Source organism: Salinibacillus xinjiangensis (assembly GCF_009649735.1).
Classification (GTDB): Bacteria; Bacillota; Bacilli; order Bacillales; family Alkalibacillaceae; genus Salinibacillus; species Salinibacillus xinjiangensis.
This window is the reverse complement of record NZ_WJNH01000009.1, coordinates 152,197-170,883: the sequence shown is the minus strand read 5'-3', so window position 1 is coordinate 170,883 and position 18,687 is coordinate 152,197. Positions and strand designations below refer to the sequence as shown.

Sequence of the window (18,687 nt, the reverse complement as noted above, 5' to 3'; positions counted from 1 at the left end):
CCACCCATGACCAGCGTCACTTTCACTTTAAAGCGTGTGGGGACTGACCCTCGGTGTGGTAAAGCGTTAAAGGATGGGGGGCTCGGCGGCGGGGCGGGGCGGGCGGTGCTAAAGTTTTTGCTAGTTTTGCTAAAAAATATCATGTTTTTGCTGAACATCGTTGTATTTGCTAAAGCTGAGTAGGTTTTAACTAAAGAAGAGGTCACAAATGCTGGAGTTTGATAACAAGATGCTAGAGATGTACTGCCAAATGCTAAACACGCACCACCCCCATCCACAACACCGCCTAACGCACACATACAAAAAAGCACACGGATCAATTCCGTGTGCTCTCCATTTCATTCATTTACGATCTGTCTTCTTTTTCCGAAAAAAATTAGTAAGGAAAACGACAACAATGCCTGTAATCATAATTGGCCGCGAAATGCCCGCTAGCTGCTCAGGGGCATCTGTTAGATTTTCATTAAACCCCAGGCCAACGACGAAGATGGCTAGTCCAATCCAAAACAAAATTTTCCCCACTTTTGTGTATTTATCTAACGTCATTCTTCCACCTACCTAACCTTAACTCTTAACTCGCGTTTTAATGTGCAGAATAAACCAAGTAAAATAGCTGGCAATCAACACAAGCAACACCTTAACCAGAACCAAAGGAACGACAAACAGCGTCGTGTATCCAATAGACAACCACAACACTGAGACGCCCATCACCTTTGCTTTTAAGGGGATTCCTTTGCCATCCCGATAATCCTGAATATAACGACCAAACCATTTATTATGAATTAACCATTGATACAATCGATCCGAGCTACGTACAAAACACGCAGCTGACAATAAGAGCAGAGGGGTTGTTGGTATTAATGGTAACACAATCCCGACCACCCCTAGCGAAAGAGAAATGGTCCCACTACCAATTAAAAAAATTCTTAGAAGACCTTGCATTGCCCTCACCTACATTTTAGTTATCACTTCTAGTATAAAGGAATTTGAGCGTCTTCATAAGCTTATCCTTCTCCATTATGTTACAGCTTTTTAACAATTAAGCCAAATCATTTTTCACAGCAAAAATAGCCAGCTGCGTTCTGTCCCGAAGCTCCAGCTTATGCAAGGTTTGTGTGATATGATTTTTAACGGTACCAACTGAAAGGTAAAGCTCCTCGGCAATTTCCTTATTCGTTTTTCCTTCTCCAATTAACCGGGTAATCACTATTTCCCGCTCCGATAACGGCAATTCCTTATGTTCAACCCCAGAAGTCTTTAATAACCGAGGCATCACCTTTTTGGCTACCTCATCATGAATCGTCATTCCCCCATTCAAGCAGCTATGAATCGCTTGAATTAACTTTTCAGGCTCCGCTGTTTTCAGCAAAAATCCATCCGCCCCTTCACGTAGAGACTGGACCGCATATTCCTCATCATTAAAGGTTGTCAGCATGAGCACATATACATGTGGCCAGCCTTTTTTAATATGTCGTGTCGCTACAATACCATTCATGACAGGCATGCGAATATCCATGATGACCACATCAATCAGGTGTATTTCCATTTGACGGAGCGCCTCTTCCCCATTTTCCGCCTCTGCTACCACTTCAAACTGTACATCCTGCTCTATCATCATTTTCAAGCCATTTCGCACCATACTCTGATCCTCAACGAGTAAGATTTTGTAACTCATCTTCTTCCCCCTCTACAGGCAAGTAGCCATCAACGACAAATTCATCCTCACGTTGATAAACGTTCAATTTTCCACCTAGCTCCTCAACCCTCTTCTTCATATTGGTGAGCCCGAACCCCCATTGCCATTTCTCACTTGAGTGTAGTTTGTTAGTCACCTTAAACGTTAAGCCACCAATCGCGTTCAAGGCCAAAACCACTTTGACCTCCTGTGAGTGAGCATGCTTCATCGCATTTGTTAATGATTCCTGCAAGACACGGTATAACGCCACATTTTGCTGGTTTGATAAGTGAGCCGACAACACCCCTTTTTTCAAGGTGAAATCTAAAAAGATATGACTCTCAGACTCTAGCTTCCGAATGAGCTGCAGGACAGAAGAAATCCCCTCATTTTCCTCCGTCTGCAAGGCTTTCACTGCATGACGAGTCTCCTCTAAACTATCAGAGGCCAACGCTTTCAAATCCTTGTATTCTTCCTTCTCATTCTTCATCGTGAGCATTTGCAACTTCATCAATAATGCGGTTAATTTATGTCCAACAGAGTCGTGGATGTCACGAGCAATTTTGGTCCGCTCCTCTAATCGCGCCGCACGCTCTGACTCATGAGCTTGTCTCTTTAACGTACGATATTCATTTAATACCCTTTCATATGTATCCTCTTTCTGCTTGTATGCCTCCACCAAATCTTGTAGTTTGATCAAGGGATATCCAACGAGTAAAAGCAATATGCCCCACTCTACCGACATTTTCCCTTGAGCGGACAGTAGTCCCACAGCACCCAAAAGTTGCACAAGCAAAAAGACCCGATATTCCAAACCCTCTAAACGCTGAATACTATCGACCACAAAATAGAAACATAGAAGCAGTACAAACCCATTTGAAAATTCCGAGTGGTATAAGTCGATTCCAACAGCCGTAATGGCAAGAAGTAAATATCCGTATAAAGGTCGTTTCAACAACGGAATGGAAAAATAAATAGTAAACAGTAAACAAAAAGCCATGAAAATATAGGCTGACACACCAACCTGACGATATTCCTCATAAATGGCCAATGCGCTCAACCCAATCATCGGCAAACTTGATAGCCAAAACCGACGCATCTCGCACCCCTTCTTCCTCTGAACCGATAGCTGTCATTTGGATTCATTTTACCATACTTATCCAGTTTTAGAAGATAAAAAAATACCCGATTCAGCTAGCAAATCGGGCAAAATCTATGGTAATGGGTTCGTTTTGTTTGCTGGTTTTGGAATGTCAATGGATGGTTGAATATCTCTCAGACCATCAAAGTTTTCTGTATAAAAGGCAGTGAGTGTCATTTCATAGGTAAGGATATTTTCTTCATCTGGTTCAGAAAAGGATACAAAATCAATCGATAGGATTCGTTCATTCCCTTCCAAATACTCGATGAAGGTCAGCATATCCTCATAAGTCTGGGCCTCCACACTAATATCATAGGTAAAACTTTGAAGACCTTCCACATCTTCTTCTTGGTCTGGAAATGCAGCCGCAATAGGATCTGAAATCGTATAATTGGTAATCACACTATCCGATATGTCCTCCGCTTCATTCAGTTCAACAAATATCTGCTCATGATTAGGAATCAATGGCAATTGCCTTTGTAAAGCAATGGACTCTGCCGTAATATCCATATCCTCATTTTCATTGATTCGCTCCTGCAATTTTTTCAACACGAGCTTCTCAGTCGAAAGTGAGCCTTCCACACGTTCTAATTCCTGCTGCAACGGTCGAACCATTATAAAATAGGCAAATACTACACCGAGCACGAAGACAAGCGTACTTACGCTTAAAATGACTTTTTGAATTTTGTTCATTCGGTGTCACCTGCCTCATCACCCTTTAATGCTTTTTGATCAATACGAATTTCATATTGAGCTGTGTAAGGCTGGACGGATTTTTCATCGTTTTCGTTTACTCCAGTTAAACGAACGGAACGAGCCCATGCTTCATTTTCTAAATGGTGTAAATAGTAGGCTGCCTCCAAATCATCTTCAAGCAACACAGATAGGGATACCGATTCTCCATTGTACTGATAGGACTCCACATAGCCCTCCTCAGGCAAAAGTTCAGTAGTAGAGGTGATAAAAGCAGTACTATCTAAAGGATACGTTCTTAAAAAGGTAACTGTTGATAAAAGGTCTTCTAACTCGGCTACCTTTGAACCGCTCATTTCCCCTTGCAGTTCCGCACTCTGCTCTTTTAGCTGTTGAATTTGACTTTCCGTATTCTCAATTTCATTATTTAACACAGTTGTGAAAAAGTAGATTGCACCAGCTAGAAGGAGCATCAACACCACGATGATGCTCAACAAAATATAGAACAGATTGTTTTTTCGTTCATGTCTTTCTAATAAGTTAATGTCGACTAACATTAATCTCCCTCTTTCATGGCCAAACCAATGACATTATAAAATTTAGGGGTGATGTCTATTTCCTGTATGGTCTTCAATTGATCTGGTGCTAGTAGTTGAGCCGGTAAGTTAATCCGCTCTCTCGTTTGTTCCATCAAATCAGCTAAATAGGGATGGTCGCCTGTTACTAACATGTTAGTTATCTGCTTATCACCGCCATGTAGAGTAAATTGAAAGAACCTTAAAATCCGTTCAATCTCGATATAAATTTCATCAAACGCTGTGTAAACATGGCCACGGTCCAAATGCTCTCTTGTTAACGAATTTTCCTCTTGAATGGGAACGGCCTTCCAAGTATTCTCGGGATACGGAATTTCAACATTCTGCACAAATACAGGCTTGTGATGATCAAAAATACTTACCATCACATACTTGACGTTATACTGAACCAATAAATAAATATCACGATCATTCGTCTTGCCATAATGGTGATAGAGACGATACTGACATAAAGGCGAAATATCAGCGACCTCAGGGTTCCCTCGTTCATCCTTGAAATAGTCATAATATGTATCGACCGTTTCCTCAGATGAGGCAACGACTAACACCTTTTTTTGATTTCCTTCTACACCTAGATTAACCGCATCAACCACGGGGTTTTCAAACGGCAGGTGAATACTCTCACCCAACTCAAAATAAATATGTCCATTCAGTTCTTCATCACTAATATCTGATGGGACATCCACCGTTCGAATAATGACAGAGGAATCTGGAACGATAAACCGAATCGATTTCCCTCTTAGTTTCCATTTGCGAAAACAGGTTTTTAATTGCTGTAAAAATCCCTCGGGATCCTTCACCTTGCCATTAGAGATGATATCCCTCGGCAGATAATGCTCATCAATGTGAGTGACAACAGGATTCTTTTTACTTTTTACTTCCGCATATCGAATAACATAATCCTGAATTTCTAGATTAGCGATTTTTTTATTTCCTATAAAGGCCATGATTTCACCTAATTCCAGTCAAAATTAAAGAAAAGTTGAGAAGTACCAATGGATAATTTCCGTTCCAAAAAAATATGAAAGTAAAGCACCAACGGCTATATAAGGTCCAAAAGGTATTGGATTTCCTCGTTTAGATTTCCCTATAATCAACCCGATTCCACCAAAAACAGCACCAATCAGTGCAGATAAAAAGAAAGTGAGCAGGATTTTCTCTAGTCCCAAAACAACTCCAAGGACCGCAAACAGCTTGATATCGCCGCCCCCCATTCCGCCTTTACTCACAATACCTACAAGGAGTAGCAGCACTAAGGCTACGATAAAAGCAAGTGCTGGGTCGTACCACGGATCTAATGGGACAAAAATACGTTCTAATATAAATAAAACGATAAAGAAGGCCAGTACCTTATTAGGGATAATCATGTATGCAAGGTCACTGACGGTGATGATTACGAGTAGTGATACAAGTGATAGGGCAGCAATAAGTTCAAGGTCAAAACCAATTAAGTAAAAAGATAAGACGAATAAAAGTCCTGTTATGAGTTCAAAAATTGGATATTTGGGTGAAATGGTTGCCTTACAATTTGAGCACTTTCCCTTTTGAAAAACATACGAAAAAACTGGGATTAATTCTCGCCATGTGAGTTCACGTTGACAGTTAGGACATGATGATCGTGGCGAGACAATCGATTGGCCCTCTGGTACTCTTAGGCCAACTACATTGTAGAAGGAGCCTAAAGTGAGGCCTAGAATGAATATGTAAATGATTATAAACCACACGTTTTATTTCAGTCCCCTGTGTTATTTTTTGAAAAAGCGTGGCGGGTAGCCACGCTTTTTATACATTATAAAGAAAATAAATTAATTAGTGTCTGGAGCAGTTCCTATAGTAAGGTCATCATCTTCATTAATCATCTCAATATTTGCATTATAAAAATCTATCGTTTCATCTCCCGCCTTTACATCAGTTGCACTAAGAGTTAAAGGATCATTTTCCAGATTAACTTTTGCGTTTTCTGGAAAATCAACAGACTCGATATAATTTTCAGTTTCTAATACAGAAACATCTATGGTCCAATCCTCATCTCCTTCAGGCTCATTAGTGTTTATCTTATACATTTTAGCAGCTTCTAAAATAGCAATAGCCTCAGCCTTCACAGCATCTTCCTTCGAATTTTGAATAATCCCCCCAACTGCCGGAATCGCAATCGCTGCAATGATCCCTAAAATAACAATAACAGCTAACAATTCAACAAGCGTTAAACCTTTCTCATTTCTCAAAGCCTTCCTAATTCTTTGCATTTGTTTTCCCCCTTAATAGATTTATAGATTTATAAGTCAACTTTGTTAGTTAACATTATTAAAGATTTCAAACATCGGCACCATTATGGATAAAACGATGACGCCGACAATGAAGGCCAAAAACACAATCAACAATGGTTCAATTAATGATTTCAGCTGGTCGGTTGCCGTATCCACTTCTGATTCATAAAAGTCGGCAATCTTCCCTAACATCTCATCCAATGAACCGGTTTGTTCTCCCACGGCAATCATTTGTGTGACCAGTGGTGGAAACGCCCAGTGCATTCTCATTGGCTCTGACATGGACCTTCCTTGCTCCAAGGTAGTCCTTGATTCCCTTAAAACTCTGGTCATCACCTCATTCCCTGCTACCTTTTCTGTCAAGACAATCGCCTGGAGAATGGAAACCGAATTATTCAGCAAAGAGCTTAGTGTCCTCGTCAGCCTTGCTAATAGGGATTTTCGAATTAATTGACCAAAGATAGGCAGCTTTAATAAAGCATAGTCCAGGTAGAACTTGGTGCTTGGCTTTTGGCGCATCAAATATAATGTCACAGTCATGGTGATAATTAAGAGAACAACAAACCACCAATAACTGATCATCCATTCACTCGCAGCCATTACAGCCTTTGTTACAGCAGGTAATTCTCCACCAAACTGATCAAACATCCCTACAAATGTTGGAACAATCGATAACAGCAGGAAGGCCGTTACTCCCAGCGCTAGCACACCAATAACAACTGGATAGGTCAGCGCGGATTTTACTTTTTGTCTCGTTTTTTGCTGCTTTTCAAAGTAATCCGCCATCTCCTCAAGCGTTTCTTCCAAGGAGCCACTAACCTCTCCTGCATGTACCATATTAATAAATAATTGCGAAAAAATTTTCGGATGGTTTGCGTAAGCACTGGACAACGAGTTCCCCTCTCGCAAATCCAATTCCACGCGATTCAAGGCCTTTTTTAAAGCTTTACTCTCGGTCTGGTCAACTAGGATTTTCGTTGAGTCGACAATCGTGACCCCTGCCTTAATCAGTGTGGAAAATTGCCGTAAATAAATCACAAAATCATCTAATTTAACAGGAGTTCCAATGTAAATATCGGTATTCCAGATTGTCTCTTTTTTTTGCTCAACATCCAGTGCTCGTAAGCCTCTTTCTCTTAGCTGGATTCGCACAGCTTGTTTTGTATCAGCCTGGATTACACCCGATTTTTTCTTTCCCGTTCGATCCCGGGCCACATACTTAAATTGAGCCATAGGAGTGCTCTCCTAAATAACCTTGTACCGATTCTCGAGATACGAGCTGCCTTTGCAAGAGCGACTTGATATTCATTTCTAAGGTGTGCATTCCTAGATCTCTAGACGTCTGCATTAAGTTAGGTAACTGATGAATTTTATGATTTCGAATTAAACTACTAACTGCATTATTTTGTACTAAAATCTCCGTCGCTGCAATACGGCCATTCCCAGTATTTAATGGAAACAAACGTTGGGAAATCACTCCGACTAACACAGAAGCTAACTGGTAGCGGATCTGCGCTTGTTGCTCGGCTGGAAACACATCCACAATTCTTTCAATTGTTGCAGGAGCACTAATGGTGTGAAGGGTTCCAAACACTAAATGGCCTGTTTCAGCCGCCGTAACAGCTGTGGAGATAGTCTCTAAATCTCGCATTTCCCCCACTAATATGACATCAGGATCCTGTCTTAGCGATGCCCTTAAACCAGAGGAAAATTTTTGCGTATCTCTCCCCACTTCTCGCTGTTCAATCACAGACTGTTTATGCTGATGGATATACTCTATCGGATCCTCAAGGGTAATGATATGTTTTTGTTGATGCTCATTAATAAAATCTATCATAGCTGCTAACGTAGTAGATTTCCCGCTTCCTGTTGGGCCTGTCACCAAAACCAGTCCTTGAGGCTTTTTTGCAATTTTTGTAAGCACATCTGGTAGCATCAAGTCTTTAATGGTCGGCACCTTGCTTGGGACTAACCGAATAGCGATGGATACACCATTCCGCTGCTTGTACACATTAATTCGAAACCTTGATATATCAATCAGTTCATAGGAAAAGTCAACCTCGCCGTTTTGTTCAAAGTCACTCTTTAAACTTTCAGACATTACAGCAAACGCCATATCTAGCATTTCATCCTGGGAATATGGAATTTTATCCAGGCGTTTTAATTGGCCATGCACACGAAATATCGGTGGTAATCCCACAGTTAAGTGCACATCAGAAGCCTCTTCCTTGTATGCTGCGTATAATAAATCATCTAGTTTTTCTTTCATGATTGGCCTCCCTTAACGCCCACTTAGTCCAATGCAACCCGGAGAATTTCTTCCGTTGTTGTGGTGCCTTTTTTCACCTTTTCAATGCCGTCTTTAATTAAAAACTTCAAACCATTTTCAACCGCAATATCTCGAATTGCGATGGTCGATTCATTATTTAATAAAGCTTGTCTAATGTGATCATCTATGACGAGCACCTCATGAATTGCGGTTCTTCCACGGTAGCCTGTCATGTTACAGGTTGGGCAGCCCTCACCTTGGTATACTTTCTCAACAGAGACACCGTATTTCGCAAATATTTCTTTTTCACGCTCTGTAGGTTCTTTCTCCTGCTTACAATCACGGCAAATTTTCCGAACAAGACGCTGTGAGACAACTCCATTTAAGGATGAAGCAATTAAAAAGAGTTCTACACCCATATCCTTCAATCGGTTAATCGTACCCAGGGAATTGTTCGTATGCAAAGTACTAAAAACGAGGTGCCCCGTAATGGATGCTCTAACCGCCATATCCGCGGTTTCCTTGTCCCGAATTTCTCCGATCATGATAATATCCGGGTCCTGACGTAAAATTGCCCTCAAGCCCGCAGCAAAAGTAAGTCCGACATTGGGGTTCACCTGTATTTGGTTAATCCCCTCCACCTGATATTCGACCGGATCTTCAACCGTAATAATATTGTCGCTCTCTTCGTTTAAATGGGTGAGTGCGGAATACATCGTGGAGGATTTCCCTGACCCTGTAGGTCCCGTTAACAGCACGATACCGTGGGGCTGATGAATCATCTTTTTAAACTTTTCCAGATTATCCTGTTCAAAACCTATATGATCAATATCATTTTGAGCCATGCTTAAATCTAGTAAACGAATGACAATCTTTTCGCCGTAAATGGTAGGCAATGTGCTAATCCGCAAGTCAATTTGACGATGCTCAAGACTCAGTTTTATACGACCATCCTGTGGAACACGCTGCTCAGTAATATCTAAATTTGCCATTATTTTAATACGTGTGATTAACGAGCCCTGAACATGCTTCGGAAGACTTCGCTCTGATCTTAATTTCCCGTCCACCCGAAATCGGATATGTACTTTCGTTTCCTGACAATCAATATGAATATCACTTGCCTGTTGTACCACGGCTTGCTGAAGCAATTGATTGACTAGCTTTACAACAGGAGAATCTTCATCCTCAACATCTGTCGTGTCAAAACCTTGGTCATCTTGCTCAGTTGAAACGATATCTTTTGCAAAGTCATCAACATCGTAAAACTTACTCACACTACGTATGATGTCATCCTTTGTTGCAATGAAGGGCTCAATAGTAAAACCAGTCGACAAGCGCAAATCGTTGATTACAAAATAATCCATGGGATCGGCCATGGCCACAAACAATTTGTTTTCTTCCTTTTTGATTGGAATCACGAGATTACGCCTCGCAAATTCTTTAGGCACCATTTTCAATAAGGACGTATCAATTGGATAATTATATAAAGTAACACGCGGGATTCCTAATTGAAATTCCAACACTTCGATTAATTGTAATTCTGTTACAAATCCCTTTTGGACTAAAATATCTCCAAGCTTTTGGTCGGTGCTTTTATCTTGTAGTGCCTCATCTAATTGCTCTTGGGTAAGAATACTACTTTCAACCAAGAGGTCCCCTAACCGCATATTTTTCTTAATTGGCATGAAAACACCTCCAAAGGGGCGAAGATTAATAGAATTTAATTTGGTAAGATCTCGATTGTCACAATACGGAGTTGAATGTTTGTATGTAGCCTGAGGATTCTAAGAAAAGGATTTTGAATGGTTCTTTCGACTCACATGAATGACATTTTCATTCTACATTTTCAATCATATACTACTACAATAATGCCGTTAAAGCAATCAATCGACAATTATTTACTATTTCTTACATAAGTGCAAAATGATTAGTTTTTAATTATGCCTTTTTTCCTAATTAAGTGCTGTTTTTTCTGTCTATTATCCGGAAAACTGGTAGAATAAAGCTATAGAAATTTGAGATTAAGAGAGGGTTCCTCATGAAGAAAATATTCAAATCAGAGTCAGGGCTTACACTTATTGAACTTTTAGCCGCCACTGTAATCATCGCTATCCTTTTAACAGGGTTCTTTTCCTTCTTTTCTCAAGGTGCCCTTTTTTCTGAGAAAAATGAGGATGAGGTTCAAGCAACTCAATTGGCTCGACAGGTACTCGAGGAGCTTCGTCAATACGAGAACCCTTCCTTTTTAAGTAGTGGAGCAATATCATCTTTCAGTAATGAGACAGAACCCGGAAGTATTCTTAATGAAATTGTAGATGAGGATGGCCATTTTCTTGATGAACCAGAATTAACATTGAGATTAGAGCTAACCAAGGACAATACAATTGATACTACGAATTTATATATCGTAAAGGTTGAAATTTTAAATCAAAACGGTCAAGTGTTAACAGACACCTATGGTTACTTGGAGGGGGAAGAGTAGTTGAAAACGTTCAAAAACGAGAAGGGCCTAACCCTTGTTGAATTGCTTGCGACCATTGCTATTCTCTCTATTGTCAGTGGCATTATTATGAGTATCATCATCTCAAGTATGAACAACACCAATTCCATTAAAACGAGTAATGATATGAAAAATAAAGCAAATATGATCATGCTTGAACTTACTAATTTTCATCAAACAAGTAAGACCTATACCTTTCATCAAACTGGACAGGATTCATTTACCATTACAGATCATGAAGGCAATCAATCAACTATTGAAATGCCAAATTATCAATACACGATTACAGTTCTAGAACCTAATATCGATCCCAACGCTGCCGGTAAAGTAACTGTAGATCTAACTCAAGAAGAACACACACAAATCGATATACGTCTGGAACTTACCGCGTCAGGTGATGGCCGAAATGATGAGATTACAGTTGAATCAACACTTGCGAGGATGACCACGTTTTCTGTAGGGGAGAGTGAATAAATGAAGTATTTGAAAAATAACCAAGGCTATGCACTCGTCCTCGTACTATTCGCGATTGTTCTTATTTCGGTACTAGGAATGGGGTTAATGGGGAGTACACTTTCTACAGCTAAGCAAACGGAGAAGGCTGACACTATTTACCGGGCTACTCACATCGCGGAAATGGGTGCGACCTACGCTAAACATAGTATTCAAGATTATACAAAAGAACATGAAATAGGAGACCTTACCTTAGAAGAATATACAAATTTAATATTTGACTCGATTCCTGATGAAGTTCAAGTAGACCCTGAACATCCAAACAGAAAATTCCTTATTAAACCCAAGACAGATAACGTAACTACTGATGATAATACCATGAAAGTTCAATTTGATATTATTGGTCAGGATGGCGATCACAGAAATACAAAGACCTTGACGACTACCATGGAAATTAGAGGATTAATACCAGATGATTCATCTGATGGATTAGAAGGATTGTTTCCTGATCTCGGCGATTTTGACTGGGAAGAAGTAAATGAATTAGATAAAAATAAAGAATATAATTCCCATCTGTGGGTGAGTCAAGAAACCACAATTAAAAATGAAAAAATAACGGTTAACGGTCATTGCGTTGCAAATAAAGAAATATACAGCAGCAATGGATCTGGCTCTAATTCCGGTATTACTATTTGTGGCAATGCAAAGTTTGTAGAAGGAATTAGCGGTGATGAAAGTGGATCTAACGGTTTCAAAGGCAAAGTTGTTGTGGGAAATCACGCTCTTTTTCAAGACAAGTTGTATATGCATCAAGGTGGTGGAGGCAGAGATTTTATCTCAGGAGGGACAACCGAACTTCAAAATGGAGCGGATATTGGAAATATGTCTTTTACAGTTGGACAAGATTTGATCATACATGCAGGAAATAACCGTAAATATTCATTTTCCAAAGAAGCTGATGTCCAGGGTGATTTAATTATTAAAAACGTAGAACCCAACGAAGACCTCTCTGACCTTATTGATGGCAAGATCAACGTTGGGGGCGATGTGAAAATTCAGTTAAAAAATCAGGATACACCTACGGAACAAAATTTATCTGCTTTTAATTTGGATATAGCTGATTTTCAATATGATGACTTTGGTAGCTCCGACTTTGATGTTACTTCCTATTGTGATGTCATTTATCATGAAGGTCCTGCCACTGAAACAAAGGAAATAAATATTACTATTGTTAACGTTGAATATTAAAAAAGGTCTAAGCCCACTAAGGCTTAGACCTTTTTTGTATACCCTCTCTATAACCACAAATACTAACCTTAAAAAATGGAGGTACCACTCATGAAAGCCGTAACCTATCAAGGAAGATACAAAGTCGGTATAACCGAAGAAGATGATCCTAAAATTGAGAAGAGTGATGACATAATCGTCCGTATCACATCCACCGCGATTTGTGGTTCGGATTTACACTTATATCAGGAAAACATGCCGATGCCTGAAGGATATATTATCGGTCATGAACCAATGGGAATTGTAGAAGAAATTGGACCTAATGTAACAAACGTGAGTAAAGGTGACCGAGTTGTGATTCCATTTACAGTCGCTTGTGGTCATTGTCCCTATTGTCATGATGGGCTCGTGAGCCAGTGTGACAACGCCAACCCTCATTATGACAGCGGTGGATACTTTGGCTATTCCGAGAAATTCGGTAACTATCCCGGCGGACAGGCTGAATACATGCGGGTTCCATTCGGTAATTTTACCCCTTTTGTTGTACCCAAGGATAATGAAATGGATGATGAATCATTACTCTTTTTATCCGATGTGATGCCCACTGCATATTGGAGCGTGGAAAACTCCGGAATGAAGCCCGGGGACACTGTCATTGTTCTAGGGTGTGGTCCTATTGGTTTAATGACTCAGAAGTTCGCCTGGCAAAAGGGTGCAGAGCGCGTGATTGCGGTCGACTACCTCCCCTACCGTCTAGAGCATGCTCGTAAAACGAATAATGTAGAAGTATTTAATTTTGCGGAGGACAAGGATACAGGCGAAACATTAAAGGAGATGACTAAAGGTGGGGCAGATGTGGTCATCGATTGTGTTGGAATGGATGGGAAAAAGTCGCCATTAGAGTTTATTGAGCAAAAATTAAAGCTTCAAGGTGGAACCCTTGGACCGATTCAAATTGCCACTAAAGCTGTGAAAAAAGCTGGAACGGTTCAACTAACAGGTGTTTATGGAGGACTATACAACATGTTCCCATTAGGTCCGTTTTTCTCACGCAACGTTTCGTTAAAAATGGGACAGGCCCACGCGCGCACCTATATGGATGAGCTGTACAAACAGATTGTTGAGGAGAAAATCAATCCTACTGACATCATTACCCACTCCCTCCCATTAGCTGAAGCCGCGCATGGGTACAAGATTTTTAATAATCGGGATGATGATTGCATTAAGGTGGTGCTGAAGCCTTAAGTTTTGCATTAATGCTTGACGTGAATCCATAATCGCGCCAACAAGGAGTTTAATCAAGTCTGCCAATTTACCTGATTTCATGATTCGGTTTAGTTCTATGATAAATACGTCGATTGAGGGGATTATAACGTCTCTCTTTTGGGAAGTTCATGTCAAATAAACACGTATTCAAGTCTAATCATAACTATTTCAGTCAACGGAGAAGATTCAAGTCAAATTAAATATATCAGTCTGTTACACCCATAATCACGTCAACAAACATCAGAATCCCGTCACTCTCACAGAACAGCTATACCAAAAACAACACTAACAAAAAAAGACCAGCTCACCTCTTCAGGCTAAGCTGGTCTTGATTATTTCACCACAATCATTTTACTTATAGTACGTGTATTATACTTAGATAAACTAGAGAGTGCAGTAAACCTGTACTTCCCTTTTGCTGACTTTTTATTTGTGACATATTTAAAAGAAGCCACGCCTTTTCCGTTTGTCTTAACTTGAATGAATTTAGTTTTTCCTTTTGAGGGTTTAACAGTAAGTTTCACTAAAGCACCTTTTAACGGTTTTTTCGTTTTGCTGTCTACAACCTTCGTCGTAACCCAAACAGTCTGGCCACGTTTATATGTCAATTTCGCTGTTGAAATTGTTGCTTTCAAATCTTTTTTAACGATCTTTTTCGGTTTTTGAATAACTGGTTTAGGCTCTACCTTTTTAGCAGGAGAAGGCTTGGTAATGGTAGGTACTACAATCGCTTCCTGGACAGAACCTACCGTCTCGTCCTTTTTCAATTCATCAACTTTTGCTTGAACGAGTCCAAAGCCGAATAAATTATCACGACCTGCAACACCTAAATCCATTACTGAATGGTGTAACTTATTCCTCAATTGAACAGCATTTAACGTTGGGTTTGCTTCCTTTAATAAAGCTAGAAGTCCCGAAACATAAGGAGCTGCCATTGATGTCCCATTCATTTTAACGTATCGATTATTTAAATATGAACTGACAATGCCTACACCAGGAGCAACAACTTCTAGTTCACTACCGGTAGCAGAAAAACTAGCTCTAGCATTCATACCATCAATAGCTCCAACTGAAATAGCAGAATCATATTTAGCAGGAAACTCCACTGTATTACCTAACCCATCAACGTTGCCATTATTTCCGCCAGCAGCTACAACTAGTACACCATTTGCATATGCTTCATCAACAGCTTTCTTTAAAGAAATGGAGTCATAAGGTGTACCTAAGCTTAAATTAATAATATCCATTTGATTGGAAACGGCCCAATCAATTCCGGCTATAATATCTGATAAATAGCCTTGTCCATTATGATCTAAAACCTTTACTGAATATAGATTAGCATCTGGAGCAACGCCAATCGTACCAATTCCGTTGTTTTTCGCCCCAATGATACCGGCAACATGTGTACCATGACCATTATCATCTTGGAATGTTTTTGAATAGGATGTAAACGAAACACCACCAGCAATATTTAAATCTTCATGTAAAGCAATACCTGTATCTATAATTGCAATTTTGATCCCTTTACCTGAAAAACTTTGATTCCAAAATAATGGGGCTTTTACTGTATCAATCCCCCACTCCTGAATCTGTCCACTTACTTGAACAAGGTGATCGGATTCAACTGCTACCACATCACGATTGTTTTCGAGATTGTCTACCATAGAAGCTGGAACTTCTGCAGCCACTACTGGAATATGTTCAAACTCATCCTGGATATCCCCATTGTATCGGTTGACGATCTTTTCATCTACTTCGTCCTTAAATACAATTATCACGCGTTCTGTCGGGATTTCTTGGTCCGCAAAAACTGGAGGAGTTAAAGTGATAAACACAATAGTTATAACTAATAAGAAAGATAATACCTTTTTCATAAAATTCATACCTCCACATATTATTTTTACTTAAAAGCCCTTCATGACGGGGTTTAATTGTTTTTTATCTCAGCTAGATAAATATAATCGATTTTTATCCAAAAAGATAGTAGGAACTTTATGGCATTTTTTAATCGACACATCTAAGGCTTTCAAAAGATACATACTACATCTAGGAGGGATGCGTTGTATGGCTGATGATTTATTTCAAAGCTATGAAATAAAAGAAAAGGACGGGGAATTGGTAATTATCCTCGAATTAGATACTCAATTAGAAGAGTTTGCAACTGAGCTTGGAACGAAGCCAAACAATCAAGATGTAAACATACAAAAAGAAGCAAAAAAGTACATTAAAAAGCGATTTCCTAAGCTTAAGATGGCGACTGTTGCCATTATGGCGGGGGCTATTATGCTTAGCACGTTTCCATTAAATAAGGCTGAGGCGCATGTAGCCGATTTTAATATGACCTATTTATATTTCGGGAATACCCAATCCTATATCACACAAATCGACCGCACACAAAACAATTTAAACCTTGTTTCACCAAGCTATTTCGATTTAAATACAGATGGTTCCTTAAAAATCACGCAGCAATTTGACCCTACATTTATCCGTGAAATGCACAATCGCGGCATTAAAGTAGTGCCTTTTTTAAGTAATCATTGGGACCGCAACTTAGGAAGGGCTGCGCTTCAAAATCGGGAAAGACTATCTCAGCAAATTGCCGATTTTATCATAAATAATAACTTAGATGGTGTTCAGGTAGATATCGAAAATGTATCTGACATTGATCGAGAAAACTACACCGATTTAGTCCGTTTATTGCATGAAAAAATTCCAAAAGATAGAGAAGTTTCTGTGGCGGTTGCTGCTAACCCAAATGGATGGACCAAGGGCTGGCACGGCTCATACGATTACAAAGAACTAGCGAAATATGCGAGTTATTTAATGATAATGGCTTATGATGAAAGCTATACAGGTGGGCCTGAGGGGCCGGTTGCAAGCTATCCATGGGTGGAACGTTCAATTCAATATGCTCTTAATCAGGGAGTTCCAGAGGGCAAAATTGTACTTGGGATTCCATTCTATGGGCGTTATTGGAAGGAAGGAGCTGCCACTGGTGGTGATGGGATTTCGAATAAACGAGTGGATGAACTCTTGGCTAGATACGGTGGAACGGTTACCTATGATGAAAAAGGAAAGTCCCCTAAGGCTACTATTGTCATCAAGCAAGGAGACCCAACGACAACGATTGCCGGAAAAACTTTAGGACCTGGCACCTATCATATTTGGTATGAAAATAGTGAATCGATTAAAGCAAAAATTGATTTGGTTCATAAATACAACATCAAAGGAACGGGTAGCTGGAGCTTGGGTCAAGAGAATCCTGTGATTTGGAATGATTACAAAACATGGATGACGACTCACGACGGGATTCCTACGAATAACATGGTCACAGAAGAGCAAAAAAACACAACAAATCCCTATCCCAGCTACACCGTTCAATCTGGGGACTCACTATGGAAAATTGCAACCCAGTTTGGCTTGACCGTGAATCAATTAAAGGAATTCAACTATTTGACGAGCGATACGATTCAAGTAGGGCAAGTCCTTTACATTGTGCCTCCCCCTACACAAACCGCTCCAACAACACCGACAAAGGTCAATAAAACCAAGGTTGTCCCTGTTCCTGTTGCACCAAGCGCGCCTGCTAAGCAGGTTACAACTCCTAAACCTGCAACGAAACAAACGACCCCGGCAACCACTGTAAAAGCAACCAAAACCGTGAAAAAACCAACCCTAAAATATGGAGCAAAGGGTTCGGCTGTTACAGATGTCCAAAGCAAATTGAAAAAGGCTGGCTTTTATAAAGCAAAGGTTAATGGGAAATTTGATGCAGCTACAAAACAGGCCGTGATAAAATTCCAAAAAAAGTACAAACTAACAGCAGATGGTGTAGTCGGTGTGAAAACCCATAGCAAATTAGATGATGTCACAAAGGTGAAAGCTCTTACCTACACAACATTAAAATACGGCGCAAAAGGCAGCAAGGTTACCGATCTACAAAATAAACTAAAAAAGGCCGGCTTTTATAAGGTCAAACCAACCAGCAAATTTGATATGACAACGAAACGGGCCGTGATTAATTTTCAAAAGAAATATAAATTAACTCCAGACGGCATTGTCGGTACAAAAACACACGCCAAGTTGAACTCAGTTATTAAAAAATAGGAGGCACGATGTTGAAGAAAACGTTTTTCATTGTTTGTAGTCTAATATTTGGGCTGATTCTCTCAAGTTTTACAGGTATTTCAGCTGAGGAGCAGACCAAATATTTCGGTGTAGGCGATACCCAAGTGAGTAAAGTTGAGGGACAAACGTACAAGGTTAGTACAAAAGGAAAAAAGCAGGATGAAGGGTTTGTGTTTACACCTAAAAACATTAAACCTGGGAGCCAAATCACAACTCAGCTGGAATTAAAGGGTAAAGGTGAAGTGATTATCCGCGTATCGGAAACAAATGCAAAAGGCAAATTTATCAAGGAATCCATAGGGGAGCCCATTAAATTAACGGACGAATGGCAAAATGTACAGCACAATTTAATGCTGTCTCCTGAAACGGCTGAAATCGATGTAATGGTTCTAACCAATCGTAAACAACAGGCGACCTTTCAATTTAAGAATGTACAAATAAAAAATCATGAAAGTCCTACTTTATAAAGAAC

The 18,687-nt window shown here is 39.9% G+C and carries 19 protein-coding genes; 6 read left to right on the top strand and 13 right to left on the bottom strand.

The window, feature by feature from the left end; genetic code table 11:
* Positions 1–342: 342 nt before the first annotated feature.
* The 12 genes from GH754_RS14415 to GH754_RS14360 all read right to left on the bottom strand — a co-directional run bounded on the left by GH754_RS14415 (position 343) and on the right by GH754_RS14360 (position 10,326).
* Entirely contained in the window at positions 343–546 is a 204-nt protein-coding gene (locus tag GH754_RS14415) for a hypothetical protein (RefSeq protein ID WP_153729383.1), read from the bottom strand.
* A gap of 18 nt (positions 547–564) precedes the next feature.
* Entirely contained in the window at positions 565–942 is a 378-nt protein-coding gene (locus GH754_RS14410; RefSeq protein ID WP_153729382.1) for a YbaN family protein, read from the bottom strand.
* Between the two features lie 97 nt (positions 943–1,039).
* Positions 1,040–1,675: a response regulator transcription factor gene (locus GH754_RS14405; protein ID WP_153729381.1), complete on the bottom strand. Its 636-nt coding sequence runs from the start codon at positions 1,673–1,675 to the stop codon at positions 1,040–1,042.
* The gene (locus tag GH754_RS14400) at positions 1,650–2,774 is read right to left on the bottom strand and encodes a sensor histidine kinase (protein ID WP_153729380.1); all 1,125 of its coding nucleotides are present in this window, start codon (positions 2,772–2,774) and stop codon (positions 1,650–1,652) included. The genes GH754_RS14405 and GH754_RS14400 overlap by 26 nt, the downstream gene beginning before the upstream one ends.
* A 114-nt stretch (positions 2,775–2,888) precedes the next feature.
* Entirely contained in the window at positions 2,889–3,509 is a 621-nt protein-coding gene (locus tag GH754_RS14395; RefSeq protein WP_153729379.1) for a hypothetical protein, read from the bottom strand.
* The gene (locus GH754_RS14390) at positions 3,506–4,066 is read right to left on the bottom strand and encodes a PilN domain-containing protein (RefSeq protein ID WP_153729378.1); all 561 of its coding nucleotides are present in this window, start codon (positions 4,064–4,066) and stop codon (positions 3,506–3,508) included. The genes GH754_RS14395 and GH754_RS14390 overlap by 4 nt, the downstream gene beginning before the upstream one ends.
* Positions 4,066–5,052: a type IV pilus biogenesis protein PilM gene (gene pilM, locus GH754_RS14385; protein WP_153729377.1), complete on the bottom strand. Its 987-nt coding sequence runs from the start codon at positions 5,050–5,052 to the stop codon at positions 4,066–4,068. The genes GH754_RS14390 and pilM overlap by 1 nt, the downstream gene beginning before the upstream one ends.
* Before the next feature lie 24 nt (positions 5,053–5,076).
* The gene (locus GH754_RS14380) at positions 5,077–5,829 is read right to left on the bottom strand and encodes a prepilin peptidase (protein WP_323742035.1); all 753 of its coding nucleotides are present in this window, start codon (positions 5,827–5,829) and stop codon (positions 5,077–5,079) included.
* Positions 5,830–5,910: 81 nt separating this feature from the next.
* Positions 5,911–6,351 carry a prepilin-type N-terminal cleavage/methylation domain-containing protein gene (locus GH754_RS14375; RefSeq protein WP_153729376.1) on the bottom strand — a complete coding sequence of 147 codons (441 nt, stop codon included), beginning with the start codon at positions 6,349–6,351 and terminating at the stop codon, positions 5,911–5,913.
* A 45-nt stretch (positions 6,352–6,396) separates the two neighbouring features.
* Positions 6,397–7,605, bottom strand: coding sequence for a type II secretion system F family protein (locus GH754_RS14370; protein ID WP_153729375.1), 1,209 nt, complete (start codon positions 7,603–7,605; stop codon positions 6,397–6,399).
* Positions 7,592–8,641 carry a type IV pilus twitching motility protein PilT gene (locus tag GH754_RS14365; RefSeq protein WP_153729374.1) on the bottom strand — a complete coding sequence of 350 codons (1,050 nt, stop codon included), beginning with the start codon at positions 8,639–8,641 and terminating at the stop codon, positions 7,592–7,594. Before GH754_RS14365 ends, GH754_RS14370 begins: the two co-directional genes overlap by 14 nt.
* A gap of 23 nt (positions 8,642–8,664) precedes the next feature.
* A complete protein-coding gene (locus GH754_RS14360) occupies positions 8,665–10,326 on the bottom strand; it encodes a GspE/PulE family protein (protein ID WP_153729373.1) in 1,662 nt (553 codons plus the stop codon).
* Between the two features lie 353 nt (positions 10,327–10,679).
* Here GH754_RS14360 and GH754_RS14355 point away from each other — a divergent pair, with 353 nt between their 5' ends.
* From GH754_RS14355 to GH754_RS14340, 4 genes are all read left to right on the top strand, one after another.
* Complete coding sequence (locus tag GH754_RS14355) at positions 10,680–11,123, top strand: type IV pilus modification PilV family protein (RefSeq protein WP_153729372.1); 444 nt, start codon at positions 10,680–10,682, stop codon at positions 11,121–11,123.
* A complete protein-coding gene (locus GH754_RS14350; protein WP_153729371.1) occupies positions 11,124–11,615 on the top strand; it encodes a prepilin-type N-terminal cleavage/methylation domain-containing protein in 492 nt (163 codons plus the stop codon).
* Positions 11,616–12,842, top strand: coding sequence for a hypothetical protein (locus GH754_RS14345; protein ID WP_153729370.1), 1,227 nt, complete (start codon positions 11,616–11,618; stop codon positions 12,840–12,842).
* Between the two features lie 90 nt (positions 12,843–12,932).
* Positions 12,933–14,066, top strand: coding sequence for a zinc-dependent alcohol dehydrogenase (locus GH754_RS14340; protein ID WP_153729369.1), 1,134 nt, complete (start codon positions 12,933–12,935; stop codon positions 14,064–14,066).
* A 353-nt stretch (positions 14,067–14,419) separates the two neighbouring features.
* On the opposite strand, the gene GH754_RS14335 is transcribed toward GH754_RS14340, so the two are convergent.
* Positions 14,420–15,961 carry a S8 family serine peptidase gene (locus tag GH754_RS14335; RefSeq protein WP_153729368.1) on the bottom strand — a complete coding sequence of 514 codons (1,542 nt, stop codon included), beginning with the start codon at positions 15,959–15,961 and terminating at the stop codon, positions 14,420–14,422.
* Between the two features lie 190 nt (positions 15,962–16,151).
* Here GH754_RS14335 and GH754_RS14330 point away from each other — a divergent pair, with 190 nt between their 5' ends.
* Positions 16,152–18,194 (top strand): glycosyl hydrolase family 18 protein, encoded by a 2,043-nt coding sequence (locus GH754_RS14330; protein ID WP_153729367.1) that lies wholly within the window; start codon positions 16,152–16,154, stop codon positions 18,192–18,194.
* 11 nt (positions 18,195–18,205) lie between these two features.
* Positions 18,206–18,682 (top strand): hypothetical protein, encoded by a 477-nt coding sequence (locus GH754_RS14325; protein ID WP_153729366.1) that lies wholly within the window; start codon positions 18,206–18,208, stop codon positions 18,680–18,682.
* Positions 18,683–18,687: the final 5 nt, after the last annotated feature.